A 26,169-nucleotide genomic window follows, 5' to 3' on the forward strand; every position below is an offset into this window, starting at 1 on the left:
CCGCGCCCTCGATGTGGTCGAGACCGCGCAAGATCCTTGAAAACTCCATAGTATGAGCTCCGCGCGGATGTAGCGCGAGTCCCAGGCGCGTATGAGGTGCGATTGCCTGTCGTCAGTATTGCTGTTGGCCCGCCATCTGGGTCTGGATGCGTTGCTGCAGGCGTTGCAGTCCCATGGTCGACAACCCGGGGATCTGGCTCTCCAGCTGGCGAACGAGGTTGTGGTCGTTGATCACCTTCTCGCTCGACTGGATGAGAACCGTTCCGGCGCCGGTGAAGTCGAACTGCTGTTCCTCGCCACTGGCGGCGCCCATCATCGCGGCTCCTGCGGCCATGTAGCCCGTGATCCACCCCTGGTCGTAGTGGTGGCTGGGGGAGGGGCAATCGGCCCAGCCGACCAGTGCCTCGGGGTCGACCCGCAACGGCGGTTCGGCGAACATGACCGGCCCGTTCGAGGACGCCAGGAACTTGCCGGTGCCGATGAGTGTCAAGTAGCCCGGCACGATTGACTGGTTCAGCTGCAACCCGGGCTCGAAAGCCAACAGGTTGGCCGCCCGAACCGTGAGGTTGCCGTCTTCGAGGTCGTACGAATTGATGTCGAAGCCGCGGTCGCCGATGATCAGTGTTCCCTGGCCCTGGGCGATCACGTAGTCGCCCATGTACAACGGCGCGCTGATGGTGCCGGCCAGCGACTGCATCATCGCTGTCTGCATGCCCTGGACCAGAGCCTGGAACTGCATCTGTCCGTAGTAGGCGATCATGGCGCCCTTGGACATGATCCAGGGCTTGGTCAGCTGCATGTAGTACGCGTACGTGTTGCCCGGAATGTTGTCGTCACCTTGCAGCATCGACGGATTCAAGATGTCGCTCATGGCTTTTCCCCTACAGCTTCTGTTCGGATGCTTGGACGAAAACAGTTCCCTGGCCCTGGCACTGCAACTGCATGGCCTCGCCGGCGCCGCGGCCGACCGCGTCGCGCCAGCCCATCGTTGATTTGAGCTGCGTTTGAACGTTGCCGAACGTGCCGACGAAGGCCTGCGGATCCACGATCACCGGATACTGGCCGCCGACCTGGATCTCCAACACCTCACCGTGAGCCAACAACACGACCGAGCCCATGCCCTGGAGTTGGGTGGTGAACATGCCGTCGCCGGTCAATGCGCCGGTGGCAGCTCCGCGCAGAGCACCCATGATTCCGCCGCCTCGACCGCCGCCGCCCCCGCCGCCCTGCGAGGTCATCGAGACAATCGATGCCTGCAGCCCCGACGTGTAGCCGAGCGTGCGCGATGCGTCAGCGGTGACCGTTCCTCCCTGGGGCATGTCGATGACATGGACGGCAAGACCGGCAAACCCGTAGTGCACGTCGCCATTTCCCTGCGCAAGCATCGTGGCCTCGTGCTCGCCGCGCATCATCCGACCCGCCATGCCCGCGACGGCACCCATGCCGCCCATTCCCGGCATGCCACCCCCTCCTGCGCCGGGGATCTGGTGCGGCGAGAACTGCACCTGACCGGTGTAGAAGAGCATCGCGCCCTTACGCGCGACCACGCCACCGGCGTGACCGACGTTGACCTTGACCACTTTCGAGTTCACTTTTTCAAAGACCATTGCACTCACCGTTCCGCCGGCTGGATGGACACAACACCCTGACCCTGCCACCGCAGCGAGAACGCCTCGCCGCCGTCCTGGCCAATCATCGACCGCCAGCTGACGTCGGTGACAAACGATTGCTGCAGTTGACCTTTGGCAGACACAAACGCATCCGGGTCGACCACTAGAGGCATGTTCGGGCTCACCTCGAGATGAATCAAAGGACCGCCGGCCGACAGCAGGGCAACCTGACCCGTGCCCGACACCGTCGTGGTGAAAAGACCTTGCCCGCTGGACATTCCGCCGAGCCCCGAGAACTGGACATTGGTTTGAAGATTACCGGCCATCGCCAGCAACTGCCGCGACTCCACCTGGATCGTCTCGTTGTTCAGCTGCAACACCGTTGTGTACTGAGCGCCGATCGCGAGGTGGACCAGGCCATTGCCCGTGCACTCCATCAGTTTGAGCGATTCACCGGTGGCCTTCTGTTTGAGGCCGGCGAGCACACCCGCCCCGCCGCCGAATCCGGCTGCCTTGAACTCAACTTGTCCCTGGTACGAGACCATCGACCCGCTGACGGCTTTGATCGATGTGTTGTTGAGCCGTGCCTCGACCACGCGTTTGGTCAATCCGAATAACTCGGCCATGTTGTGCGTCCTCTGAGTTCAAGCGTGCTGAGCGATGACTGACATATCGTAGGCACCAACAACCCAGGTGAACAGCCCGAATCCTCGGTTCGACTGACGTCCGCACACATGGTTCGTCGCGCGGCGCCGCCGAGTGCCGCCGGAATGCCCGATGGGTTCGACCAGACGGACGTGAGCGCTGGTCGGCTGCCGTAACGTGACCGGCGTGAATGATGCGTCGTGGGGTGCGGTAGGTGTCGGGATTTTTCTCATCGCGGTGGTGTTCGGTATCGGCTTGTATGTCCGGTACAGGCAGAACGAGGCGGCTCGGCTTGATCACGACGTCGATCTTGCGGTGAAACTGCGGACGATCGCAGGCCAGGACCCGGTCCGGGCGGCGGCGATCGACGAGTTCGAGACGGCGATCTACGAGCGGTTGTTCTATGCATCCACGGTCGGGCCACGAGCGCGGGGCGCGGCGTGGGCCCTGTTGGGTGCCGTGCTCGCGGCGTTCGGCGCACTTTGGGTCCGCGACGGAGGTGGAGTCATCACGGACGTCGTGCATTACGGATTGGCCGCTGTGGCAGCCGGTTTCGCTCTGACCTTCTTGGTATTTCTGGGACTGACGCTGTACGCGGCAACCAGCATGCCGCGGATTTCGTTTGCGGACTCGTACAGCGACGAGCCCGAAAGCTCCACCGACTGAGGCGAACCCATTGTCGGCGAGGCCTGATCGGTGTTCGGCAGACGTCAGTAGGGCTGGTAGCCGTACGTCGGCGCCTGCACAGGTGCCCTTTTGCGGCCCAACACGATGCCTGCGAGGCTCGTCCCGGTGACCACCAGCAGGGTCAGGGTGGCGAGCACGGCGCCTGGACCTGTAGTGAAATCATTGGTGGCCTCGAAGACCTCGGACTCGAAGTCGGACTCGAACAAGATGCAAATGCTCGGCGCCGCCAGGAAGATGATCGCCAGCAGCAGGTGCAGAACCGACAGAACAAAGACGGCGATCGAATTGCCGAAACGTCCTATGTTGCAGAGAACCAGCAGGCCCAGAATGGCGACCGGTAATACAAAGAGCGGAAGGAACACTCCGGCATAGGGAGCTCCGCTCGCCCCCGATCCCAGATCAACCGGTTCGCCTGCTTCGAACACCTGCCCCCAACCGTTGACCGAGGCCCGCGGGCCGTTGCTCGTCTTCGGCTCGAAAGACGCCCAGGTCAACCATCCGTAGGCAACCATGAGTAGGGCCCCGACGAGCGCTGCGGCACCGAAGGCGCGCGTGAGCCCGACCGCAACCGGCTTGGGATCAAAGCCCGGCGTCGACCCCCCGAACTGCGGTACCCCGTACTGCGGTACCCCGTACTGCGGATTGCCGTACTGAGTGTTCCCGTACTGCGCGGGTTGCGAAAACTGCTGTGCGCTCGGCTGATACGGCGGTGGGTACGGCACGAACTGATCGGAGGGCTGGGCAGGCGGATAGGGATTGAAACCACTCTGGTCGACGTGGCCAGGGTGTTGGGGGTCAGCTGGTTCGGCGAAGTGCTGCGTGGGTTGCGCGCCGTCGCCGGTCCGGCGGTCAGCCTTGGTCAGGTCTGGACGTGAGCCGAAAGCGTCGCCCGGATCGTTGGTCATGATGTCTACAAACCCCCGCTGTCGATGTCCGTATTGCCGGTGCACACATCGTAGACACGGACAGCTCGTGGTTCAGCTGGCGCAACCGAAGCGGACGCGGAACGCAGTGGGCGTGATACCGACGATGGCCGAGAAATGGTGTCGCAGCAGGGTCGCCGAACTGAAACCGACCTGACGGGCCACTTCCTCGATGCCGAGATCGGTGGTTTCCAGCAGGCTCTGCGCGGCGAGGACCCGCTGCTCGGTGAGCCAGCGCAACGGGCTGGTGCCCACTTCGTCGGCGAACCTGCGGGCAAATGTGCGTGGGGACATGTGTGCTTTGGTGGCCATGTCCGCGATCGAGATGTCCTGCTTCAAATTGCGCAGCATCCAGTTGAGCACGCGACCGAATCCGTCCTCATCACATTCCGGCACAGGCGCTTTCACGAACTGCCTCTGCCCGCCTTCGCGTTGCGGGGGAACCACCATGCGGCGGGCGATCTTGTTCGCAATCGTCGGCCCGTGCTCGGTGCGGACCAGGTGCAGGCTGGCGTCGATGCCGGCTGCTGTACCGGCGCTGGTGATGATGTTGCCCTCTTGGACGTACAGCACATCGGTGTTCACGTCGACGTCTGGGAACAGCTCGGCCATCTCCTTGCCGTACTTCCAGTGGGTGCTCGCGGACCGGCCGCCGAGCAGGCCGGCGGCGGCGACGACAAACGAGCCCGTGCAGACCGACAAGATGTATGCGCCTCGAGCGTCGGCTGCACGGAGTACATCGAGCACCGCCTCGGGGAAGTCGGTCCGGACTTGCCCGGCCGGTATCGCCACCAGATCCACGTCGGCGCACGCTTCGAGCCCGTACTGCGGAATGACCTGGGCGCCCGTCGTGAAGTTCAGCGGTTTGCCCGGTTCGATACCGCACACGCGGTAGTCGAATTTCGGTACGCCCTCGTCGGTGCGATCCACGCCGAATACCTCGCTGACCACGCCGTACTCGAAGGCGGCAACGGGCTCTTGCAGGATCACGGCAACGGAGCGGAGCATGCCAACCAGTATGGCAGAAAATATGCGAAGACTGGCAAAACAGCCAGTGGTGGCACTATCTGTTCGGGCGCATAGTTTCAGACATGGAAATCGCAATCATCTTGATCCCAGTCCTCATCATCGCCTTCATCGCGTTCTACGAGAACGCCAAGAAGACAGCACACCTACCGCGCGCCCCGTTCGGATTGGACGCCGAATACGGCCCCGATTCCGCACGGGTGCGCGACGAGTTGGAAACCTTGACGCGCCGCTAGAAGCACGTCGGAAGCCCTCGCCGAGTAAGTCCGGAGAGTCAGACCACGTGGAATGCGGTGATGCCGCGCGCCGGCAGGTCGTCGAGGATCGGTTTGATGTTCGTGCCGGTCTCCGGCCCGATGCATCCGATGAAGTAGTAGGCGTTGACCATTCCGACGAGTCGGTCGCCGACCACCACGGGGCTACCCGAGTCTCCCTCGACCACGCAGATCTGGCTGGTGTGCGCTGAGCCGTCCGAGAACCACGTGATGCCACAGGTGTTGGCGGTGGTGCGTCCCTGTTTGCAGCCGATCTCCGGGAAAGTGGGGGCCTGCGTGCGGATGCCACGGATGATGACGCCGCCGACGCGCTGAACGGGGTTCACCTTCGCTGAATCGAAGCGGATGATCGCGTAATCGAGGTCGCGGTGCGTGAAGGTGACCTGGCCGACCGGTCCGAGTCCTTGGGCGGCTTCGACGAACACTGCCTTGCCGGCGGGGCCACAGTGACCTGCGGTGAGACCCACCAAGATGTTGTTCTGGTCGCGGCCGATGGCGGTCAGTGTGCAGGCGCTCGCTGTGCCCCTGTCCTTGTCCACCAAGATTCCTGTGCCACCCCCTATGTTGGCCTTTGCAGGCGCAGCTGAAGCGGTGGACACCCCCAGTGCTGTCAGTGCGACGAGCGCGCACAGAGTTGCAATGAGCGTGGCGGCCTTCTTGAACATCAATTCCTCACGGTAAATCTGGCGGGACAATGAGGAACCTACCAGCCGTGTCACGCATCACCGGCACCGTCGCACGGGCTCGGGTCCGTACCGATCGGTCCGTCGTGAGCGTCTGTCAGAGCGTCCAGATTGATGAAAGGGGCGGAAACACAGTCGAATCCGGCTCGCACGGACCGTGCGGGCGCGTGCGATCAGCGGGTGTGAGAACCGTCGGGTTCTCGGGAGTCGACGTCCCCACACCCGCCGGAGATCACTTGGGCGGACGGGCCACGCACTGGGCCAGGTACAACTGGTCACCCAACGTGTTCATCAGTTCGAGCTGCGTCTGCAGGTAGTCGACGTGACCTTCCTCGTCGGCCAGGATCTTCTCGAGCAGGATCGCACTGGTCGAGTCCTGCTTGTCGCGGCACATCACGATTCCAGGCTTGAGGCGTGCGACCACGTCGAGTTCGATCTGCAGGTCACTCTCGAACTGCTCACGCAACGTCTGGCCCACCTTGAGCGAGAACAGCCGCTGGTAATTGGGCAGTCCGTCCAGCAGCAGGATCCGGTCGGTGAGTGCCTCGGCGTGGTTCATCTCCTCGAACGACTCGGCACGGGTCTGAGCGGCGATCTCCGTGTATCCCCAGCTGTCCTGCATCTTCGAATGCAGGAAGTACTGGTTGATGGCGGTGAGTTCGCTGGTCAGCTGCTCGTTGAGCAGTTTGAGAACTTCTGGATCTCCTTGCATGAAATCTCCTCACATCGAAGAGCACGTCGTGTCGCCAACGGGAGGGCTGGTCCCGGAGGGGCTGTGCAACACACGCGTCCGGAATCAATTTATCTCGGTACGATGCTGTTTTGGTGACAACGACCGGACCTCGGCGGCAGGATGGATCAATGACCCAGCACTCTCGAATCCTGGCCTCGGACTTCTCGCTGCCGAGTGACGAGGGAATCGTTGATGTTCTGTCTGCGAACAACGACTCGCTCGCGAAGCTGGGTGCCCACCACATGGTGGTCTACAGCGGGCTGCATGACCCGCGGCGCGTATTCGCCACGCTCGGGTTGCACGACCGCGGATCCATCGACAAGCTGCTCCGCAATCCTGCGGTCATGGATTGGTTCGACGCGGCCGGCGTGGAGGAGATCCCTCCTCTGTTCGCGGGCGAGGTTGTGGAGAAGATCGATCTGGTGGACGAGCCGACTAACCACACGGGCATCATCGTCGCTGCAATCGCTCCGATCGACAACGTGGATGTTCTGCTCGCGAAGGTTCGGGGCAGCCTGCGGAGGTTCATCGCTGCAGGAGTCCGGCGTGTCTGGATCTACCGGGCGTTCGATGACCGGAACGAGGTCATGATCTTGCAGGAACTCGACACCGAAGAGCACGCGATCGCCTGGGTGGAGCAGCCTGACGCCGCTGCCGAATGGATGTCCGGTGCGGGAGTCGGGGTGTATCCGCCGCTGTTCGTGGGCAAGTTGCAGCGGATACTGGAACTGCAGTTGCAAGCCTAGGTATCGGACTTCGTCATGTATGTGTGTCTGTGCCAAGGAGTTACGAGTCACGTCGTCGAGCAGGCCGTGGCCGACGGAGCGCGTACCTCCAAAGAGGTTGCCAACGCCTGCGGTGCCGGTCGTGACTGCGGCCGATGTCGACGCACCGTGCGTGCGATCATCGAGGCCCACTTTGCGGACGTGCCCACGGCCGGCGTCCAGCCGTAGGCGACGTCCGCCGAGCCTCAGGTCAGTGCGTTGAGTTGGTCCAGAGTTGTTGTGGCGTCGAGGTATTCCTGAACCCACCGTTCGATGACCGCAGCGGACTTCTCCACTTTGGTGAACTGCCCGACCACCTGACCGACGGGATTGAAAGCGACGTCCACGGTCTGGTCGGGGTAGCGGTGTGTTGCGGCGACCGCCATCCCGGACACCATGTACTGCAACGGCATTCCCAGCGGTTCGGGGTTCTCCGGCTTTTCCCAGGCCTCGGTCCAGTCGTTGCGCAACATCCGGCACGGCTTACCGGTGAAGGACCGGCTGCGAACGGTGTCACGGCTGCTGGCCGACACGTAGGCGGCCTGCTGCACGGCGGTGTTCTCCGACTCCTCGACCATCAGCCACTGCGAACCCGTCCAGGCTCCCTGGGTGCCGAGAGCGAGAGCGGCCGCGATCTGCTGTCCGCTGCCGATGCCACCGGCGGCCAGAACCGGGATCGGCGCAACCTCTTTGACCACCTGCGGCCACAAGACGATGGATCCGACCTCGCCGCAATGGCCGCCACCCTCGCCGCCTTGGGCGATGATGATGTCCACACCGGCGTCGGCATGTTTGCGTGCCTGCTTGGGTGACCCGCACAGCGCGGCCACCTTGCGGCCGGCCTCGTGGATGTGGGTGATCATCTCCGCAGGCGGCGTGCCGAGGGCATTTGCGATGAGGCTGACCTTGGGATGCTGGAGCGCGATCTCGACCTGGGGGGTCGCGGTGGCCTCGGTCCACCCCAGGAGCTGAAGCGAGTTCTCTTCGTCCTCGGGTAGCGGAACACCGTGGTCGAGAAGGATTTTGCGGCCGAAGTCGAGGGTTTCGGCCGGGACCATCGACTGCAACATCGACGTGAGTTCCTCGGCGGACAGGTTGGAGTCCATGCCCTCGTACTTGTTGGGGATCACGATGTCGACGCCATAGGGATGGTCACCGATGTGCTCATCGATCCAGTTGAGTTCGATCTCCAACTGTTCCGGGGTGAATCCGACCGCACCCAGCACCCCGAATCCGCCGGCTTTGCTCACAGCGACCACGACGTCGCGGCAGTGGGTGAACGCGAAGATGGGGAACTCGATGCCGAGATCGTCACAGATTGGGGTGTGCATGGTGTGCCTCGCAATGCCGGGTATTCAACATGAACATGCTCCGAAATAGAACGTGTTCTAGTTGTGTACCCCGTCGCGCGACGGTTTACAACCCCGGGTACCCGCGTCAGCTCAGATGCTCGGGCTGCGGTTGGGTCTTGTGACTCCAGTCCGATCCGGTCGAGTCCTGATCGGCGGCGTTCTCGGTGGCTCTGCCCTGGCCGGCCGGAACCAGTGAGACGATGATCGACTTCGATGTGGGGCAATTGCTCTGCAGTGCGGTCGAGTCCAGTGGGACAAGGGGATTGGTCTCGGGATAGTAGGCAGCAGCCGAACCCCGTGGTGTCGCGTACTCCACGATCCGGAACGAGGGCGCGCACCGCACGTTGTCGTCGTCATCCCATTTGGTGACGATGTCGACGATGTCGCCGTCCCGGAACCCCAGCGCGGAGATGTCTTCGCGGTGCACGAACACAACACGGCGACCACCCTCGATACCGCGGTACCGGTCGCTGAAGCCGTAGATGGTGGTGTTGAACTGGTCGTGGCTTCGAAGTGTCTGCAGAATCAGGTGATTCGGCGGGACCTGGAGAACATCGATGGGGGAGACGGCGAACTCGCCGAGACCCGACTCGGTGTCGAAGGTCCGGGAGTCCCGAGGTGGGTGGGGCAGGATGAACCCGCCGGGCCTGCGGACATTCACCTCGTAGCCTTCGCATCCGGGCACCACCTGCGCGATGTGCGCTCGGATGTTGCGGTAGTCGTCGCGCATGGCTTCCCAATTGATGCCATGCCGGTCGCCGATGGTGGCTTCGGCGATCGAGGTGATGATCGCGACCTCGGACTTGAGGTGCGGGCTCGCCGGAGCGAGCGGTCCACGCGAGGCGTGCACCGAGCAGGTCGAGTCCTCTACCGAGATGTACTGCAGCCCACTGGCTTGCACGTCCTTCTCCGTGCGGCCGAGGGTCGGCAGGATCAATGCGGTCTCGCCGCACACCAGGTGACCGCGGTTGATCTTCGTGGAGATCTGCACGGTCATCCGAACCTTGCGCAGAGCGTCGAACGTGACGTCGCTGTCCGGGGTTGCCTGGGCGAAGTTGCCGCCCAGACCCAGGAAGAAGTGCGCCTTGCCGTCACGCATCGCCCGGATGGAGTCGACGGTGTCGAGCCCGTGCTCGCGCGGGGGATCGAACCCGAACTCCTTCTGGATGGCGTCGAGGAAGTGCTGCGGGGGCCGTTCCCAGATGCCCATCGTGCGGTCGCCCTGCACGTTCGAATGCCCCCGCACGGGGAACAATCCCGCGCCCGGCTTGCCGATGTTGCCCTGTGCGAAAGCGAGGTTGGTGACCTCTTTGATGGTGGCGACCGCATTTCGATGCTGCGTCAGTCCCATCGCCCAGCAGAACACCGTGGCCTTCGAATCCCGCAGGAGTTCGGCAGCTTCGGTGATCTGTGCGCGGGAGAGTCCGGTGGTGGAGGTGACGACGTCCCAGTCGACGGCACCGACATGCTCGCGCCACGCCTCGAAACCGGTGGTGTGCGCGTCGATGAACTCGTGGTCCAGCGCGTCCCACTCCACGAGTAGGGATCCGAACGCCTGGAAGAGCGCGAGGTCGCCGTTCAAGGCGATCGGCAAGAACATGTCGGTCAGGTCGGTGCCCGGCCCGACCATGCCGCGGGGCGTCTGCGGATTCTTGAAGTTGACGAGTCCGGCTTCACGCAGCGGATTGATCGACAGGATCTTCGCGCCGTTCTGTTTCGCCTTCTCGAGGGCGGAGAGCATCCGCGGGTGGTTGGTGCCCGGATTCTGGCCGGCGATGATGATCAGCTCGGCGTTGTAGACGTCGTCCAGGGTGACGCTTGCCTTGCCGATCCCGATCGATTCCTGCAATGCGATGGACGTGGACTCGTGGCACATGTTCGAGCAATCGGGCATGTTGTTGGTGCCGAAAGCGCGAGCGAACAGCTGGTAGACGAAGGCCGACTCGTTCGAGGCCCGGCCCGATGTGTAGAAGACGGCTTCGTCGGGTGAGGCGAGACCGTTGAGTTCGTTGCCGATGAGCGCGAAGGCGTCGTTCCAGTCGATGGGTTCGTAGTGTGTTCCGCCGGGACGCTTGATCATCGGATGAGTGATGCGCCCCTGCTGCCCCAGCCAGTGCTCGGTGCGCCCGGACAGATCCTCGATGCTGTGTGCGGCGAAGAACTCCGGAGTTGCCCGGTTCGTGGTGCCCTCCTCGGCCACCGCCTTGGCGCCGTTCTCGCAGAACTCGGCGGCGTGGCGATGGCCCGGGTCGGGGTCCGGCCACGCGCAGCTCATGCAATCGAAGCCCTCGGCCTGGTTCAATTTGAGCAGCGTCTTGGCGGTCCGGACCGCCCCCATGTGGCCGAGAGCGCGTTTCATCGAGACGGCGACGGCAGTGGCGCCCGCCGCATGGGACTTCGGCTTCTCGATGTCGAGCTGTGCGAGATCCAGCTCGTTCTGTTGTTCGTCCGCGTCCGGGTCCGGCATGTCGGCCTCCTACAACTCCGAGTCCACCGAGGAGTCCGGAATTGGCCACCCCGATGCAGCCTGCGCGAAGCCTGTGGGTTCAGGCACACACAAGAACGATGACTTTCACGGTAGGGCGTCTCGCGTCATTTGACGAATGGAAAGCCCTCGAACAATGCCTCGGCTGATCGCCTCATGCCGCTGCCAGTATTTTGCGCAATCGGTTGGCCTCGACATCCAAACCCTCGAGTTGTGCATCGGCCGCTGCCATGCCCCGGATCAATGTGTGGCAGTACTCGTCTGACAGTTCCTGAACTGACCACAGCTGATTCGCCGTGCTCGCCCACCGATAGGTGTGGTTGTGCAGGTTCAGGAACTGGAGAGTGGCGAGCCGCGGATTGATGTCGCGGAGGAAGCCATTGTCGATGGCCTCGGCGATCGCATCTTCGATCAACCGCTCGAACTCGTCACGCTGTGCGAGCATTCGTTCGAGGTTCTCGCCGGTCAGGTGACGGTAGTCGTGTTCGTACACCCAGATGTGGTCGACCCTGGACATGATCGAGTTCAAGAGCACTTCGGAGAGCAGCCGTATCTTCACCACCGGGTGGGTGTCGAACCGGACGATCTCCTTGGCTTGCGCCATCAACGGCTCGAGCACCCGATCCTGGATGGCAACGAGCAGGCTCTCCTTCGACCCGATGTAGTGGTAGAGCGCGCCCTTGCCCAGCCCGGTCGCCTTGCAGATCTCCGATACCCCGGTGGCCGCGTAGCCGTTCTCGGCGAACAGGACCGCAGCCCGATCGATTATTTCCTGTCGGCGTGGCTCGAAGTGCTCGCTGCGTCCCGATGGCGTGGCCATATCCCCTCCATGTCAGCCCGAGTGCACGTCACAGGGCGGCGGGGCCCGATCCGGCAGGCCGGCTAGCGAGCCCCAGCGCTCACGGGAGTTCGGTCCACCGTAGCCGCGTCGTCGGCGCCCGGTGCACGAAACCGCGGCAGGAAGGCCGCCAGTACGAGCGCGGCGAGTGCGGATCCTGCAGCCAGTGCCATGATGACCCGAAAGGCGCTCTCCGACGGTACGGAAGCGGCCCCTACAGACATGGTCATCTGAGCAAGGATCACGCCTGCGATCGCGCTGGCGAATGACGTTCCCAGCGAACGCATCAGGGTGTTGAAACTGTTGGCGGCGCCGGTTTCCGTGGGTGGCACCGCTGCCATGATGAGTGCCGGCATGGCGCCGTATGCCATTCCTGTTCCGGCGCCGATGATGATGGCGATCATGATGAGCTGCCAGATCGAGTGCAGCGAGAAGATTCCGATGCCGTAACCGAGCGCGACCACCACGGCGCCGATCATCAGCGTGATCTTGGGCCCGTGAACGTTGGTGATCCGCGATGACACGGGTGAGATCAGCATCATGACCACGCCGAATGGAGCCATCACCAAGCCGGACAGGAGCATCGATCCGCCCAGCCCGAAACCGGTCGCCTCGGGAAGTTGGACCACTTGCGGAAACACCATGGTGGCAGCGAACATCGCGAACCCGAAGACGATGGATGCGAGGTTGGTGAACAGGACCTGCCTGCGGATCGAGACACGCAGATCAACCAGCGGCCGGCTGCTCCGTAGTTCCCACCAGATCCACGCAGCGAATGCGGCAGATGAAACAACGAGCAGGACAAGAGTTTTCGACCCGGTCCAGCCCCAGTCCGAACCTTTGGAGACGGCCAGCAGTAGCGCGATCAACGCCACGGACAGGGTGATGGCGCCCATGAAGTCGAATGCGCCGCCGGTGCGAACCGGTGATTCGGGCACCAGCATGACGATCAGCGCGCCGGCGAGGACTCCCAGTGCGGCGGAGGTCCAGAACAAGACGTGCCAGTCGGCGTACTCGGCGATCAGAGCTGCGATCGGAAGCCCCAGGGCGCCACCGACTCCCAGTGATGCGCTCATCATCGCCACGGCGCCTGCCAGCTTCTTCGGGGGAAGCACGTCACGCATGATGCTGATACCCAGTGGGATCGTGCCGGCAGCCAGACCCTGTAGGACGCGCCCGACGATGAGGGGCACGAGGCTCGAACTCAGCGCTGCGACAACAGAACCGGCGACCAGCAAGACCACGCTGATCAGGAGCAGTCGGCGTTTGCCGAACATGTCGCCAAGCCTTCCCATCGTCGGCACCGCTACGGCGGCGGCCAGCAGAGTCGCGGTCACCGCCCACGCTGTGTCGGACGCGGGAGCGTCGAGGTAGTCGGGCAGGTGGGGGATGATCGGGATGACCAGGGTCTGCATGAGCGAGACCACAATCCCTGAGAAGGCGAGTACGGCGACGACCGCCGCGGTCTTGGGGGCCGTGGTTGTGGCGCCGGGGTCGGCAACAGTCGGTGACATCAGATCTCCGGAATCAGAATAATGATTAAGTCAGGTGACTGACTTAATTTAAGTCAACTGATTGACATCGTCAAGTCGGACAGCGGCAAGGCTCTTCGCCACACCGAGTAGACGAGCTGTGGAGCCCGTATTTTGTAGTCATGTCTTCGGAACGTCCGGATCGATCAACGCGGGGAGTCTCCATGTCCGACGAAGTGACCGCACTGATGGAAGCGAATCTGCTGGCGGTGTTCGGTGAACCCGACCCCGAGCGACGAGCCAAGGCCATCGCAGAGACCTACACCGAGGACGTCGTGTGGACGGACGAAGAGGGTGTCGCGGTGGGTCGAGAAGCTCTGGCGGCCAAGGCCCAGAAGCTGCTCGACGGCATGCAGGGTCTGGTGTTCAGCAAGGTCGGCCGGGTGCAGAAAGCACAGAACTTCGGCCATCTCGCGTGGGAGCTGGGCCCGCCCGGACAGGACCCGGTGGCGACCGGCTTCGACGCCGCACTGGTGACCGACGGGCGGATCTCGTCGCTCTACACGGTGATCACCGGACCGGAGAAGGCCTGAGGTGGCCCGCCGATAGTTTCTGCCGAGAGTCGGCCGGGCAGGCACACTGGAGTCCTCACCGCACAACAGGAGTGATCAATGAGTACCAACGGACCGTTCGGCTTCGAGCCCGAGGATTTCGACCGCTTTGCCAGAGAGGCCGGCGAGGGATTCCGCGACATGCTGGGCCAGGTTGCCAAGGGGATGTCTCAATCCGGAGGCGAGAACCCCCTGGCGTCGCTACTTCGCGATTCGATGTTCAGCTCGGCGTCGCAGCGCACCAAGCCCGCGCCGCCGTCGCGTGAGACCACGGGCGACACCGGTGACGGTGTCTGGGCCATCTACACCGTCGCCGAAGACGGTTCGGCTCGCATCGACCAGGTGTACGCCTCGGAACTCGATGCTCTGCGCGCGCACAAGGACAATGTGGATCCGCAACGGCGTGTCCGGTTCCTGCCCTACGGCGTCTCGGTCGGAGTTCTGGACGACAGCGGCTCATAGCCCGAAAGTGTGTTGTTGTGGCGGCGCCGACCTGGGCTTTCGGTCGCAACAACCACACATCATCGGGGAGAGCGGCTGAAAACGAGGAGACCCTGATCAAGGTTTCCCCTGATCAGGGTCTCTCATGTGTCTCAACCAACACATCTACCGGTCGGATCCGGGCTTCGCCCTTCTCCTCCATGTCGGGGTGGCGGGATTCGAACCCACGACCTCTTCGTCCCGAACGAAGCACGCTACCAAGCTGCGCCACACCCCGTGATCAATCAGCCTGCGATAGCTTACCTCAGCCGCGGTAGCGGATTAAATCGCCTGGTCACGACGGTCAATTGGCTTCGGCATTCACCGGAGGCAGTGACCCCTCCTGCTCGTAGTCGGCGTCGCCGGCCGATACGGGAGTGAGGGTGAGCAGCGTGGCCTCAGGCCGGCAGCAGAAGCGGGCCGGAACATACGGCGAGGTGCCCAGCCCGGCACTGACGTGGAGCTTCATCGCCGCACCCCACGCCGACACGCCCTTGACCCGTGACCGGTCGAGGTCGCAGTTGGTCACGATCGCGCCGACACCGGGCAGACACAGCTGGCCTCCATGAGTGTGTCCGGCCATCACGAGGTCGTACCCGTCGTCGGCGAATCGGTCGAGCACCCGCGGCTCAGGCGAGTGGGTCAGACCCAGGCGCAGATGCGCCAGCGGGTTGGGACGTCCCTCGATGGTCTCGTAGCGGTCGCGGCCGATGTGCGGATCGTCGACACCCGCAGCTGCCACCCGCACCCCGGCGACCTCGAGTTCGCGCACCGAGTGGGTGGCGTCGAGCCAGCCACGCTCGGTGAACGCCGCGCGCAGATCCTGCCACGGAAGCGGCTCCCCGTGGGTGCGCTTGTGGTCTTTCTTGAAGTACTTCAGCGGGTTCTTCGGAATGGGCGCGAAGTAGTCGTTGGACCCGAACACGAAGAGCCCTGGAAGCGACAACAGATCGCCCAGCGCCTGCACCACGGCGGGCACCGACTGCGGGTGGGCCAAGTTGTCGCCGGTGTTGATGACGAGGTCGGGCTGCAGCGCGGCGAGCTCCTGAACCCATGCTTGTTTGAGCCGCTGTCCCGGCATCATGTGGAGGTCGCTGATGTGCAGCACCCGCAGCGATGTGGAGCCGGGCTCGAGAACCGACAGGGTCTCGTGTCGCAGCGCAAATGCGTTTCGCTCGATCAAGGTCGCATAGGCGAGACCGGCGGCGCCCGCGGCCGCGACCCCCGCGATCGCGTGGACCGGGGTGAGTCCGGCGAGTTGATCTGTGCGACGAGTGATGCTTTTTCGTCCCTGAGGCATCTGGCCAGAATACGCCCGCAGGCGCAAAACGGGTGCGGACCGTCGACCTCGGCGGCGTAGGTTTGACCACATGTCCACGATCAAAGAGCAGATCCGCACCGATCTGACCGCTGCCATGAAAGCCAAGAACACCACGGTCACCGGGACCCTGCGGATGGTTCTGGCTGCCATTCAGTCCGAAGAGGTGTCGGGCAAGGCTGCCCGCGAGTTGACCGATGACGACGTGATGAAAGTGCTTGCGCGTGAGAGCAAGAAGCGTGCAGAGGCGGCCGCGGTGTTCGCGGAGAACGACCGCGAGGAACTGGCAGAGAAGGAACGCGCCGAGGGCGAGATCATCGCCGGGTACCTACCCGCGCAACTGTCCGACGAGGAATTGGCGGGCATCGTCGACCAAGCCGTCGCGGCGGTCGCCGAGGAGACCGGTGAGGCACCGGCGATGAGGCAGATGGGCCAGGTGATGGGGCACGCCACCAAGCTCGCCGCCGGTCGCGCCGACGGCAAGCGCCTGTCATCGGCGATCCGCGCGCGCCTGCAGTAGTCCGGCCGCCCGGCGAATCAGCCGCCCGGTACCGGGATGACGATTGGGCCCACCCCGGGAACGGTGATGGTGGTGGGTGGCGCCGCCCGTCGGGTGGGGAGCTGGGACTGCCCGGTGCTCACGTAGATGGTGACGGTGCTCCCGGGGATCGCTGTGTCCTCCGGGGCGGTGAACACCACGGTGCCCGCTGCTTGCGCACTGTCGGTATTGAGCCGCGCGACCCGGAAGCCCGCCTGCTCGATCCGCTTCGTCGCCTCGTCGGCGGTCATTCCCGCAACCGACGGAACAGCCTTGCCGCCCACACCGGCCACATAGGTCGGGTCGTTCGGTGGCAGTGCTGTGGGCCCGAAGTTGTTCGCGATCGGCAACATCGCGGTGAACCATGTTCGTGCCGGTTCACTACCGCCGTAGAGGGTGCCGTATCCGCATTGCCGCAGCGGATTCGAGCACAGCTCCGACGGGGTCGGTGAATCGTTGTACGTGTAGGTCGCGGCCGCCAGGTTGTTGGTGAACCCGACGAAGGCCGACGAGCGGTGGGCTTCTGTGGTGCCCGTCTTTCCGGCCATCGGCAGATTCCATCCGGTGGACCCGGCAGCGCCGGCAGCAGTTCCCGATCCGCGGTCGTCCTGGCTCATCGCGTTGGCGAGGGTGTCGGCCAGGCCGGGTTCGACGACCTTCTCGCACTTCGGGCGCTCGAAGGCGACCTCCTGCACCGCAGGCCGTCCGTCGGTACCCAGAACCTGGTTCCCGTTGCGATCGCGCTTCGGCTGCGTGATGGATGCAATCGGGTTCGGCGGGCACCACACACCGTGCGAAGACAGCGTGGCGGCAACGTTGGAGAGCTCGAGCGCGTTGATCGCCGTGGGTCCCAGGGTGAACGACCCCAGATTGTTCTGCTTGAAGTAGTCGGCGAGGCTCTGCTCGCCCTGGCCGGAGGTTCCCGGATTGGTGTACGAGCGCAGTCCGAGACGTACGGCGATGTCCACCGCGGGTCCCACCCCGACGTCTTGGAGGAGCTTGACGAATGCGGTGTTGGGGGACTGGGCCAGTGCCTGCGTCACCGACAACTGTGCGGGATACCGGCCGTCGTTGCGCACACAGTAGGTGTTCGCCGGGCAACCGTTGACACCGCCGCTGCTACCCATGCCCTGCGCCTGGAAGGTGGCGGGGACCTGAAGGGAGGACCCGGCACCCAGGCCCTTTTCCATCGCCGCGGCGACCGTGAAGATCTTGAACACCGACCCCGCACCGTCGCCGACCATCGAGAACGGCTGAGGCTGCACGGTCTGGTTCGCATTCTGGTCGAGCCCGTACTGGCGACTCGACGCCATCGACATGATGTCGTGGCTCTCGGTGCCCGGCCGGATCACGCTCATGACGGTCGCGACACCGTTGAGGTCGGGGTCGGTGATGTTCTGCACCCCGGTCAGCGTCGACCGCTGGACGGCGGGATCGAGCGTGGTGCGGATGGTGTAGCCGCCGCGGGCGACCGTCTCGCGGCTCAGGCCGTTCTCGGCCAGGAACTTCAACGCGTAGTCGCAGAAGAAACCGGCGTCGGCGGCCGAGATGCAGCCGTTGGGCAAGGTGATCGGGGAGGGGACCACGCCGAGCGGGGTCTCCTTCGCGGCCTGGTACTCGGCCGCGCGATTCGGGAAGTTGGAGATCAGCGTGTCGAGAACCAGGTTGCGGCGTTCGAGCACACCATCGGGGTTGTTGTAAGGGTCGAGTGCCGAACTCGACTGCACCATGCCGGCGAGCATCGCCGACTCGGGGATCGTCAGATCCTTCGCGGCCTTGTTGAAGTACGTGCGAGCTGCGGCCTCGATGCCGTAGGCGCCGTTACCGAACGGCACCACGTTCAGGTAGCGGGTGACGATTTCTTTCTTGGCCTCTTGCTTGGCCTGCTCGTCGCTCAGGTTCTTGTCCCGCTTGGCCTGCTGGGTGAGGTTCTCCTCCAGCGTGAGTGCCATGCGGACTTCTTTGAGCTTGCGCGCAGGCGTGGTCTCGGTGGCGGCGCGACGGTCGGCGTCGGTGCGGGCGAGAACCAGCAGCTGGTAGTTCTTCACATACTGCTGGTCGATGGTCGAAGCACCCTGCTGCACCTCGCCCGACGACGAGTTCTTGAGGAACGCGCGGATCGTGCCTTTCCAGTCCACCCCGTCGTGGTCGAGGAAACGCCGGTCTTCGATGGAGATGATGGAGCGGATCATCTCCGGCGAGATGTCGTTGTAGCCGACCTGTGTTCGTCGCTGGTCGTAGAGGAACGCGATCGGCTTGCCGGTGACGTCCGTCATCGTGGTGACCTCGGGGACCGTGCCTTCGAGCAGTTCCGACGACACGTTCTGGACCGTGTCCGCGGCCCGGCTCGACACCAGACCGATTCCACCGGCCACCGGAAACAGCAGTCCGGCGACGAGAACACCGGCTAGGACGCAGCATCCCGCGAGCAGTGACAGGGACTTCGACTTTGGCACGCCAGCAAGGATACGTGGCGTCTGCCTTCTCAGGTGGCACCGAGCGGCGCAAAGGCCAGATCGTCGCACTCGGTTTGCACGCAAGTGCCACTTTTTTCATTCCAGGTCTTGACGGTGCGTAAGTGTGGTCCATACATTGGTCGTAATTGAATGTGACACACGTAACATTCAGTCTTAAATGTGGCGGCGGACGTCAATATTGTGCTTCAGACAGGGGATCGTAATGGCAAAAGCGGCAGCTGCGACGGTAGAGAACGAAGCAAGATTGGCCTGGGTGGCCAGGGCACGGTGCCGCGAGGTCGATCCTGACCAGCTGTTTGTCCGTGGAGCCGCTCAGCGCAAGGCTGCGACGATCTGCCGTCATTGCCCAGTCCAGCTCGAGTGTGGTGCAGATGCACTCGACAATCGCGTTGAGTTCGGAGTCTGGGGAGGCATGACCGAACGTCAGCGCCGAGCGTTGTTGCGCCAGCATCCCGAGGTCACCTCGTGGAGCACGTTCTTCGAGACGCAGCGTCGCAGGCAGATCACCAGCGTCGGCTGAGTTTTCGCGAACATCCTGACGCCGTCGCCCTGCCGGGCGGCGGCGTCAGCCTTTGCTGGTGATCTCTTCGGCCACCGCGCGTAGTGCGGTCATGTCGGCGACCTCGAACGGTAGTGACGGCACGCCCACGATCGGGACTGCCGGATGCGACGTGGTGAAGCTGTGCAGCAGGTGCAGTTCGCGCTTGCCGGTGGTCGCCCGTTCGGAATGAATCGTGAGGACGGCCTTGGTCAACGGGTCGTCGACATTGTTTGCCGCCGCCTCGGCGGTACTCCCGCCGATCGCGGTGAGGTTGGGATGGGTGCGGTTGAGGATCAGGCCGGCGAGCGGCATCTTCTCCTCGGAGAGCCGGTCGACGAAGAACGCGGCCTCACGCAGGGCGTCCGGTTCGGCCGCCGCAACCACGGCGAATTGGGTGCCGGGTTGTTTGAGCAGGTTGTAGGTCCGGTTCGCCCGTTCCCGGAAGCTTCCGAACATCGAGTCGAGTGACTGCACGAAGACCGAGACGTCGCGTAGCGTCTCGCCGCCGATGATGGTCGAGATGCCCTTCATGGCAAGTCCGACAACACCGGTGACGACCCGGCCCACACCGCGTCCGCCGCCCACGAGCATCTTCATCAGCCGGCCTTCGAGGAACGACCCGAGACGCTGGGGCGCGTCGAGGAAGTCGAGGGCATTGCGCGAGGGTGGGGTGTCCACCACCACCAGATCCCAATCGTCCTGCGCCAGAAGCTGTCCCAACTTCTCCATCGCCATGTACTCCTGCGTGCCGGAGAACGAGCTGGCAACGGTCTGATAGAAGTTGTTGTTCATGATCGCCTCGGCGCGTTCAGGCGTCGAGTACTGCGTCACCATCTCGTCGAAGGTGCGGCGCATGTCGAGCATCATGGCGTCGAGCGTGCCCTCGCCGTCGACCTTGACCGGCTGCGGGCTGTTGGTCAGTTCGTTCATACCCAGCGACTGCGCGAGCCGTTTGGCGGGGTCGATCGTGAGGACAACCACCTTGCGTCCCCGTTCGGCGGCGTACACGGCCATTGCCGCGGCGGTGGTCGTCTTGCCGACTCCGCCTGCGCCGCAACAGATCACGACCTTGGTTCCGAGGTCGGTGAGAATTGCGCCCATTTTCAGGTCGATCGGCATCAGGCACCAGCCTTCTGGAGGATTTCGGAGATTTCGTAGAGGCCGCCGAGGTCGACGCCATCGTCGAACGCGGGCAGCTGCAGCTTGTCGAGTTCCATGGCGTCGAGTTCGGCACCGGCCTCGAGCTGCGCCTGCACCCGACTGGCGTGCTCGATGGTCTCGGTGAGCAGGCCCTCGAAGTCGGCCTCGGTGTACTTCAGGCCCGACTTGTCGAGCTGGGCGCGCAGTTCGGCGGCATCGATGACGCCGTCGGCGATGTCGCCGATCGACTCGGGCGGCAGATGGTGCGGCGACACCCGATTGACGATCACCGACCCGATGGTGAGGTTCTTGCCCTCCAGCTCGCGGACCGCCTCGATGGTCTCCTGGATGGGCATCGCCTCGAGCAACGTCACCAGATGCACCACGGTCTGGTCCGAGTGCAGCAGCTTGACCACACCGTCGCTCTGGTTGCGCAAGGGGCCGGTCTTGGTCAGATCGGCCATGGCCTTGGTGACGTCGAGGAAGTTGCCGATCCGGCCCGTCGGAGGTGCGTCGACCACCACCGCGTCGTAGATCCGGTTGCCGCGCTTGTCGGTTCGGACCACGGTCTCCTTGATCTTCCCCGTCACCAAGACGTCGCGAAGCCCCGGCGCGACGGTGGTGACGAAGTCGATGGCACCGATGCGGCGCATGGCGCGGCCGGCGAATCCGAGGTTGTAGAACATGTCGAGGTACTCGAGCAGCGCGTGTTCGATGTCGATCGCCAGTGCCCACACCTGTCCGCCGCCTTCTGCGGTGGCGACCTTGGTCTCGGTGGGGGCAAGGGGCGGAACATCGAAGATCTGCGCGATGCCCTGACGTCCCTCGCACTCGACGAGGAGGACCTTCTTGCCTTCGGCGGCCAGTGTCAGCGCAAGAGCGGCCGCGACAGTGGTTTTTCCGGTCCCGCCCTTGCCGGAGACGAAGTGCAGGCGCGCCTTCGCAGCGGCCTCTGACCAGCGATAGCCCGTGGGCTGTTCTGTTGTCACGGGTTCACCATATCCACGTTGGTCATGGCCGAAGACCATACCGTGCAGTACGCGTATTTCACCCCTGTCATCAGGGGATGTCCGGGTTGGTGAACGTACGCGGCCCGAACACATACCGGAGAGATAGGGTGTGCACATGAGCGAGCCAACTGCCTGGGAGTACGTCACCGTCCCCCTTCTGACCCACGCCACCAAACAAATCCTCGATCAGTGGGGTGCTGACGGCTGGGAGCTGGTCAGCGTCCTGCCGGGACCCACGGGCGAGCAGCACGTCGCCTACCTGAAGCGCGCCAAGGGCTGATCCGTCATGACGTGGTCGCAGCGATTGACCGAACTGAACATCGTGCTGCCCAAGGTGGTGGCACCACTGGCCGCGTACGTGCCGGCAGTCCAGACCGGCAACCTCGTCTACACCGCGGGCCAGTTGCCGTTGCTCGGTGGCGAATTGACGGTGCAGGGCAAGGTGTCCGAGGGCGCCGAAGGTGTTGTCCGGCCGGATGAGGCAACCGAGGCCGCACGCGTCTGCGCTCTGAACGCGCTTGCGGCAGTGGACAGTCTGGTCGGAATCGACTCGGTGAAGCGGATCGTCAAGGTTGTCGGCTTCGTGGCCTCGGCCCCGGGCTTCACCGGTCAGCCCCAGGTCATCAACGGTGCGTCCAACGTGCTGGGCGAGATCTTCGGAGAGGCCGGCGCGCACGCCAGGTCTGCGGTCGGAGTGGCCGAGCTGCCACTCGGGGCGCCGGTGGAGATCGAGTTGATCGTCGAGGTCTGACCCTCGTCGTCAGCCTGCGCGACGCTCGACCAGTGCACGGACCCAACTGAACCACTCCTGGAGTCCCTCTCCGGTGCGTGCACTGACCGGGATGACGCGTGCGCGCGGGTTGGTCTGGGCGATGGTGTCGAGGAACGCCTGCAACTCGACGTCGAGGTGGGGCAGGAGGTCGATCTTGTTCAGCAGGATCACGTGCACCCGGCTGAACATCAGCGGATATTTGAGAGGTTTGTCCTCACCCTCGGTCACCGAATAGACCATTGCGCGGGCGTGCTCGCCGACATCGAACTCTGCGGGACACACCAGATTCCCGACGTTCTCGATGATCACCAGATCAAGCGTCTGCAGGTCGAGATCTTGCAACGCGCGGTTCACCATCGGGGCATCGAGATGGCATTCGCCGCCGAACCCGTTGGCAGTGTTGATCAGTGAGACCTGGGCGCCCTTGTCGGCGAGCCGTGCGGCGTCGAGGTCGGTGGCGATGTCGCCTTCGACGACACCGATACGCACGTCCGCTCGCATGGCGTCGAGGGTGGCCGACAAGATGGCGGTCTTGCCCGAACCCGGTGAGCTCATCAGATTGATCGCGGGTACCCCGGCGCCGTCGAATGCGGCCCGGTTGAGGTCGGCACGCACGTCGTTCTCGGTGAAGATCGCCTCGAGCACATCGATGCGTTCGGCGCCGGTGTCGTATCCACTGTGGTCGCCGTGGTCGGAATGGCCTGGGGTGGTGTGCTCGTGGCTGTGCGTTGTCCCGTCGGCGTGGGTGTGTGTCTCGTCGTGGCGGTGGAATCTACCCATCGTCTGCGCCTCGCCTCTTTGTAGCCGGTTCGTGCACCCGCAGCGACCCGACAGAGTCGACCCTGCCTTCGCCAAGTGCAGGATATAGCCTGATCGTCATGAGTGAACCGCAGCATCCTGCGTACGGTGTCGTTCGTCCGGTGACCGATTTCGCGTCGGTTGTGCTGTGCCGCAACCCGGGGATGATGACACTCGACGGCACGAACACCTGGATCTTGCGGGCGCCCGGTCACAAAGACTGTGTGGTGGTGGACCCCGGTCCCAAAGGTAAGAAGAAGCACGTCAAAAACGTTGTCGCGCAGGGCAATGTGGTTCTCGGGCTGATCACCCACCGCCACCCCGACCACACCGGCGCGATCAAGTTCTTCCGTGAACTCACCGGCGCGCCCGTGCGGGCACGGGTCGAGAAGTACACCCGCGACGGCAGCCCACTCCAAGACCGGGAGGTGATCGAGGCCGCCGGCCTCAAGATCACTGTGCTGCACACACCCGGACACACCGGCGACTCGGTGAGTTTTCTCGTCGAGCACAACGGACGCAAGGCGATGCTGACCGGAGACACCATCCTCGGTGGTGGGACAACCGTGCTCGATCCCAAAGACGGCACGTTGCGCGACTACATGAACTCGCTCAACCGCATCATCGTCGAGGGTGACGATTGCGTGCTGCTGCCCGGGCACGGGCCCGATCATGCCGAGGTGATCCCGCTGGCCCGCCACTACAAAGCGCACCGCGAAGAGCGGGTCGATCAGGTACGTGCCGCGCTGGCCGAACTCGGGATGAGTGCCGCAGAAGCCAAGCCGAAGAAAGTGGTCAAGAAGGTGTACACCGACATCGACAAGAAACTGTGGCCTGCGGCCACGATGTCGGTCAAGACCCAGCTGGCCTACCTGGCCGAGCAGTAGCGGGCAAGGCAGCAGAGACAACCAAGAAACCGCCCCGACCGCATCAGCGATCGGGGCGGTTTTCCACGTTGTTCTACCGCGCGCGGCGAGCCAACCGCTCGGAGTCTGCGATCAGGACGCTCTTGCCTTCGAGTCGCAGCCATCCGCGCTGGGCGAAGTCGGCAAGCGCCTTGTTGACGGTTTCGCGGGAGGCGCCCACGAGCTGGGCGATCTCTTCCTGCGTGAGGTCGTGGGTGACTCGCAGAGCACCGGCTTCTTGGGTACCGAAACGCTGTGCCAGCTGCAGCAGCTGCTTGGCCACACGGCCGGGCACGTCGGTGAAGATGAGGTCGGCGAGGTTGTTGTTGGTGCGACGCAATCGGCGGGCCAGGACGCGCAGCAACTGTTCGGCGATCTCAGGCCGATCCGCGATCCACGAACGCAGAGCCTCGCGGTCCATCGACACGGCGCGGACCTCGGTGACCGTGGTCGCCGACGATGTGCGTGGTCCGGGGTCGAAGATGGAGAGCTCGCCGAACATGTCGGAGGGACCCATGATCGTCAGCAGGTTCTCGCGGCCGTCGATGGAGCGACGACCGACCTTCACCTTGCCGGACAAGATGATGTAGAGCCGGTCACCCGGCTCACCTTCGTTGAAGATCACGTGGCCCCGTGGAAAATCAACCGGCTGAAGCTGATTGGTCAATGCCGCGACGGCCGTCGGTTCCACTCCCTGGAAGATGCCCGCCCGCGCCAGTACTTCCTCCACTTACGCCCCTTTCTAGGGTCCAGCCAGACCACGATCAAAACTTGGGGCCGGTCACACGGTCGATGTGTTGTGTTCGTCACCCGTCATCCAGTCTACGGGTATCGGGTGCGAAACAGGTTAATTACCCCTCATCGAGCGATCACGCCTGTCGCTCGCGGGTTTCGGTGGTCAGCTGGCGCGGATCGAATGCTCTGTCTCGACCGTGGTGGGGACTCTCCGATCGCGGAACTCGTCGAGCGCCGCGGGAAAGCCCGACCGGGCCAGCGTGTCCATCTGCTCGGGCTGAGCCGACTCGAGGAACTCCTCGACATCGTTCGGTCGCACGTTGAGTCGTTCGAGCTGGTTCTCCAGACGCTCCATCGCCAACGCGAAGAGCATGAGAACTGCGGGGAACAAAAGTACGGCGAGTCCGTGCATGGGGAGTAGTTAACACAACGCAGGTCTCAGAAGAGACACGATCTGCATCTGAATGCACGTCGTTGACGCGACGCGGACCACACGTCGCCACGCGAGGTCCGTCGGTCGACCACCGGATAGAGCCGTTCACAGAAGTCCGCCGTACCCTGATTTGGTGAGTGTGCGCGAGAACGGGGCGGCCCCGGCCAGGCGTGGCAAGACCGCAGCGCAGCGCGGTACCGAGACCCGCACCGGTCTGGTCCGGCGGGCGCGGCGGATGGACCGAACGCTGCAGACGGCGTTCCCGCACGTCTACTGCGAACTCGATTTCACCAACCCGCTGGAGTTGTCGGTGGCGACGATCCTGTCGGCGCAGTGCACTGACGTGCGGGTCAACCTGACCACGCCTGCGTTGTTCCGGCGTTATCGGACGGCCGCCGACTATGCCGGCGCCGACCGCGCCGAGCTGGAGGAGATGATCCGGCCCACCGGTTTCTACCGGAACAAGGCCAACTCGCTGATCGGTCTCGGGCAGGCGCTCGTCGAGCGATTCGACGGTGAGGTCCCACGGACATTGCCCGAGTTGGTGTCGCTGCCCGGCTTCGGCCGCAAGACTGCGAACGTGGTCCTCGGTAACGCTTTCGGTGTGCCGGGAATCACCGTGGACACGCACTTCGGCAGGTTGGTGCAGCGCTGGAAATGGACGGCCGAAACCGATCCGGTGAAGATCGAGCAGGCCGTGGGTGAGCTCATCGAGCGCAAGAACTGGACCGACCTCTCGCACCGGGTGATTTTTCACGGTCGACGCGTGTGTCACTCGCGCAAGCCCGCCTGTGGGGTGTGCGTGCTGGCCGCGGACTGCCCGTCCTACGGCCTCGGGCCCACGGAGAAAGCGGAAGCGGCCAAGCTCGTCAAGGGTCCCGAGACCGACCATCTCCTGAAGCTGGCAGGTCTGTAGTC

30 protein-coding genes and 1 tRNA gene are annotated in these 26,169 nt (G+C 63.9%); 12 read left to right on the forward strand and 19 right to left on the reverse strand.

The window, feature by feature from the left end:
- Positions 1-112: 112 nt before the first annotated feature.
- Genes WIMU1_RS03240 through WIMU1_RS03250 form a run of 3 tightly spaced genes read right to left on the reverse strand, consistent with a single transcriptional unit; the run spans position 113 to position 2,236 of the window.
- The gene (locus tag WIMU1_RS03240; RefSeq protein ID WP_030168954.1) at positions 113-871 is read right to left on the reverse strand and encodes an AIM24 family protein; all 759 of its coding nucleotides are present in this window, start codon (positions 869-871) and stop codon (positions 113-115) included.
- A gap of 10 nt (positions 872-881) precedes the next feature.
- Positions 882-1,607 carry an AIM24 family protein gene (locus tag WIMU1_RS03245; protein WP_023956488.1) on the reverse strand — a complete coding sequence of 242 codons (726 nt, stop codon included), beginning with the start codon at positions 1,605-1,607 and terminating at the stop codon, positions 882-884.
- Between the two features lie 5 nt (positions 1,608-1,612).
- Positions 1,613-2,236 carry an AIM24 family protein gene (locus WIMU1_RS03250; protein WP_023956486.1) on the reverse strand — a complete coding sequence of 208 codons (624 nt, stop codon included), beginning with the start codon at positions 2,234-2,236 and terminating at the stop codon, positions 1,613-1,615.
- A 205-nt stretch (positions 2,237-2,441) separates the two neighbouring features.
- On the opposite strand from WIMU1_RS03250, the gene WIMU1_RS03255 reads away from it, so the two are divergent.
- Positions 2,442-2,921, forward strand: a complete 480-nt coding sequence (locus tag WIMU1_RS03255; protein WP_243404483.1) for a hypothetical protein — start codon at positions 2,442-2,444, stop codon at positions 2,919-2,921.
- Positions 2,922-2,965: 44 nt separating this feature from the next.
- Here the strand turns inward: WIMU1_RS03255 and WIMU1_RS03260 are convergent, their stop codons facing one another.
- Positions 2,966-3,847, reverse strand: a complete 882-nt coding sequence (locus tag WIMU1_RS03260) for a hypothetical protein (protein ID WP_062795106.1) — start codon at positions 3,845-3,847, stop codon at positions 2,966-2,968.
- Between the two features lie 72 nt (positions 3,848-3,919).
- On the reverse strand, positions 3,920-4,873 hold the full coding sequence (locus WIMU1_RS03265; protein WP_023956480.1) for a GlxA family transcriptional regulator: 954 nt from the start codon (positions 4,871-4,873) through the stop codon (positions 3,920-3,922).
- Positions 4,874-4,956: 83 nt separating this feature from the next.
- Between WIMU1_RS03265 and WIMU1_RS26075 the strand changes: the two genes are divergently transcribed.
- Complete coding sequence (locus WIMU1_RS26075; RefSeq protein WP_023956478.1) at positions 4,957-5,127, forward strand: hypothetical protein; 171 nt, start codon at positions 4,957-4,959, stop codon at positions 5,125-5,127.
- Between the two features lie 38 nt (positions 5,128-5,165).
- On the opposite strand, the gene WIMU1_RS03270 is transcribed toward WIMU1_RS26075, so the two are convergent.
- Entirely contained in the window at positions 5,166-5,831 is a 666-nt protein-coding gene (locus tag WIMU1_RS03270; protein WP_062795107.1) for a chymotrypsin family serine protease, read from the reverse strand.
- A 250-nt stretch (positions 5,832-6,081) separates the two neighbouring features.
- Complete coding sequence (gene bfr / locus WIMU1_RS03275) at positions 6,082-6,561, reverse strand: bacterioferritin (RefSeq protein WP_023956474.1); 480 nt, start codon at positions 6,559-6,561, stop codon at positions 6,082-6,084.
- Positions 6,562-6,710: 149 nt separating this feature from the next.
- Between bfr and WIMU1_RS03280 the strand changes: the two genes are divergently transcribed.
- Complete coding sequence (locus WIMU1_RS03280) at positions 6,711-7,328, forward strand: hypothetical protein (RefSeq protein ID WP_062795108.1); 618 nt, start codon at positions 6,711-6,713, stop codon at positions 7,326-7,328.
- A gap of 15 nt (positions 7,329-7,343) precedes the next feature.
- Positions 7,344-7,535: a (2Fe-2S)-binding protein gene (locus WIMU1_RS03285; protein ID WP_030168973.1), complete on the forward strand. Its 192-nt coding sequence runs from the start codon at positions 7,344-7,346 to the stop codon at positions 7,533-7,535.
- A gap of 17 nt (positions 7,536-7,552) precedes the next feature.
- Here the strand turns inward: WIMU1_RS03285 and WIMU1_RS03290 are convergent, their stop codons facing one another.
- The 4 genes from WIMU1_RS03290 to WIMU1_RS03305 all read right to left on the reverse strand — a co-directional run bounded on the left by WIMU1_RS03290 (position 7,553) and on the right by WIMU1_RS03305 (position 13,535).
- Complete coding sequence (locus WIMU1_RS03290; protein WP_023956470.1) at positions 7,553-8,677, reverse strand: nitronate monooxygenase; 1,125 nt, start codon at positions 8,675-8,677, stop codon at positions 7,553-7,555.
- 106 nt (positions 8,678-8,783) lie between these two features.
- A complete protein-coding gene (locus WIMU1_RS03295; protein ID WP_062795109.1) occupies positions 8,784-11,165 on the reverse strand; it encodes an FdhF/YdeP family oxidoreductase in 2,382 nt (793 codons plus the stop codon).
- Between the two features lie 172 nt (positions 11,166-11,337).
- Complete coding sequence (locus tag WIMU1_RS03300) at positions 11,338-12,003, reverse strand: TetR/AcrR family transcriptional regulator (protein ID WP_062795110.1); 666 nt, start codon at positions 12,001-12,003, stop codon at positions 11,338-11,340.
- Positions 12,004-12,065: 62 nt separating this feature from the next.
- Positions 12,066-13,535 carry an MFS transporter gene (locus WIMU1_RS03305; RefSeq protein ID WP_062795111.1) on the reverse strand — a complete coding sequence of 490 codons (1,470 nt, stop codon included), beginning with the start codon at positions 13,533-13,535 and terminating at the stop codon, positions 12,066-12,068.
- Between the two features lie 182 nt (positions 13,536-13,717).
- Here WIMU1_RS03305 and WIMU1_RS03310 point away from each other — a divergent pair, with 182 nt between their 5' ends.
- Both WIMU1_RS03310 and WIMU1_RS03315 read left to right on the forward strand, forming a co-directional pair.
- Positions 13,718-14,086 (forward strand): nuclear transport factor 2 family protein, encoded by a 369-nt coding sequence (locus WIMU1_RS03310; protein WP_062795112.1) that lies wholly within the window; start codon positions 13,718-13,720, stop codon positions 14,084-14,086.
- 78 nt (positions 14,087-14,164) lie between these two features.
- Positions 14,165-14,566, forward strand: a complete 402-nt coding sequence (locus tag WIMU1_RS03315) for an Rv0313 family protein (RefSeq protein WP_062795113.1) — start codon at positions 14,165-14,167, stop codon at positions 14,564-14,566.
- 182 nt (positions 14,567-14,748) lie between these two features.
- On the opposite strand, the gene WIMU1_RS03320 is transcribed toward WIMU1_RS03315, so the two are convergent.
- Positions 14,749-14,822: transfer RNA gene (locus tag WIMU1_RS03320), tRNA-Pro, on the reverse strand.
- Positions 14,823-14,888: 66 nt separating this feature from the next.
- Entirely contained in the window at positions 14,889-15,884 is a 996-nt protein-coding gene (locus tag WIMU1_RS03325) for a metallophosphoesterase (protein ID WP_023956457.1), read from the reverse strand.
- A 70-nt stretch (positions 15,885-15,954) separates the two neighbouring features.
- Between WIMU1_RS03325 and WIMU1_RS03330 the strand changes: the two genes are divergently transcribed.
- Complete coding sequence (locus tag WIMU1_RS03330) at positions 15,955-16,422, forward strand: GatB/YqeY domain-containing protein (protein ID WP_062795114.1); 468 nt, start codon at positions 15,955-15,957, stop codon at positions 16,420-16,422.
- 17 nt (positions 16,423-16,439) lie between these two features.
- Here the strand turns inward: WIMU1_RS03330 and WIMU1_RS03335 are convergent, their stop codons facing one another.
- On the reverse strand, positions 16,440-18,896 hold the full coding sequence (locus tag WIMU1_RS03335) for a penicillin-binding protein (protein WP_062795115.1): 2,457 nt from the start codon (positions 18,894-18,896) through the stop codon (positions 16,440-16,442).
- A 223-nt stretch (positions 18,897-19,119) separates the two neighbouring features.
- On the opposite strand from WIMU1_RS03335, the gene WIMU1_RS03340 reads away from it, so the two are divergent.
- Positions 19,120-19,437: a WhiB family transcriptional regulator gene (locus tag WIMU1_RS03340; protein ID WP_030169006.1), complete on the forward strand. Its 318-nt coding sequence runs from the start codon at positions 19,120-19,122 to the stop codon at positions 19,435-19,437.
- Positions 19,438-19,482: 45 nt separating this feature from the next.
- On the opposite strand, the gene bagB is transcribed toward WIMU1_RS03340, so the two are convergent.
- Positions 19,483-20,577 (reverse strand): ArsA family ATPase, encoded by a 1,095-nt coding sequence (bagB, locus tag WIMU1_RS03345; protein ID WP_062795116.1) that lies wholly within the window; start codon positions 20,575-20,577, stop codon positions 19,483-19,485.
- Positions 20,577-21,587 (reverse strand): ATPase BagA, encoded by a 1,011-nt coding sequence (gene bagA / locus WIMU1_RS03350; RefSeq protein WP_030169011.1) that lies wholly within the window; start codon positions 21,585-21,587, stop codon positions 20,577-20,579. Before bagA ends, bagB begins: the two co-directional genes overlap by 1 nt.
- 136 nt (positions 21,588-21,723) lie before the next feature.
- Here bagA and sp36 point away from each other — a divergent pair, with 136 nt between their 5' ends.
- Both sp36 and WIMU1_RS03355 read left to right on the forward strand, forming a co-directional pair.
- Positions 21,724-21,888: a Sp36 family protein gene (sp36, locus tag WIMU1_RS26080; protein ID WP_023956445.1), complete on the forward strand. Its 165-nt coding sequence runs from the start codon at positions 21,724-21,726 to the stop codon at positions 21,886-21,888.
- 6 nt (positions 21,889-21,894) lie between these two features.
- Positions 21,895-22,359 carry a RidA family protein gene (locus WIMU1_RS03355; RefSeq protein ID WP_062795117.1) on the forward strand — a complete coding sequence of 155 codons (465 nt, stop codon included), beginning with the start codon at positions 21,895-21,897 and terminating at the stop codon, positions 22,357-22,359.
- A 9-nt stretch (positions 22,360-22,368) separates the two neighbouring features.
- Here the strand turns inward: WIMU1_RS03355 and hypB are convergent, their stop codons facing one another.
- Positions 22,369-23,160, reverse strand: a complete 792-nt coding sequence (gene hypB, locus WIMU1_RS03360; RefSeq protein ID WP_062795118.1) for a hydrogenase nickel incorporation protein HypB — start codon at positions 23,158-23,160, stop codon at positions 22,369-22,371.
- A gap of 98 nt (positions 23,161-23,258) precedes the next feature.
- Between hypB and WIMU1_RS03365 the strand changes: the two genes are divergently transcribed.
- Positions 23,259-24,065 carry an MBL fold metallo-hydrolase gene (locus tag WIMU1_RS03365; protein WP_062795119.1) on the forward strand — a complete coding sequence of 269 codons (807 nt, stop codon included), beginning with the start codon at positions 23,259-23,261 and terminating at the stop codon, positions 24,063-24,065.
- A 73-nt stretch (positions 24,066-24,138) separates the two neighbouring features.
- On the opposite strand, the gene WIMU1_RS03370 is transcribed toward WIMU1_RS03365, so the two are convergent.
- Positions 24,139-24,813: a Crp/Fnr family transcriptional regulator gene (locus tag WIMU1_RS03370; protein WP_023956441.1), complete on the reverse strand. Its 675-nt coding sequence runs from the start codon at positions 24,811-24,813 to the stop codon at positions 24,139-24,141.
- Between the two features lie 168 nt (positions 24,814-24,981).
- Positions 24,982-25,230, reverse strand: coding sequence for a hypothetical protein (locus WIMU1_RS03375; protein ID WP_023956440.1), 249 nt, complete (start codon positions 25,228-25,230; stop codon positions 24,982-24,984).
- 256 nt (positions 25,231-25,486) lie between these two features.
- On the opposite strand from WIMU1_RS03375, the gene nth reads away from it, so the two are divergent.
- Positions 25,487-26,167 carry an endonuclease III gene (gene nth, locus WIMU1_RS03380; RefSeq protein ID WP_243404514.1) on the forward strand — a complete coding sequence of 227 codons (681 nt, stop codon included), beginning with the start codon at positions 25,487-25,489 and terminating at the stop codon, positions 26,165-26,167.
- Positions 26,168-26,169: the final 2 nt, after the last annotated feature.

Origin of the sequence: Williamsia muralis NBRC 105860, from assembly GCF_001598915.1 — a bacterium.
Lineage (GTDB): Bacteria > Actinomycetota > Actinomycetes > Mycobacteriales > Mycobacteriaceae > Williamsia > Williamsia muralis.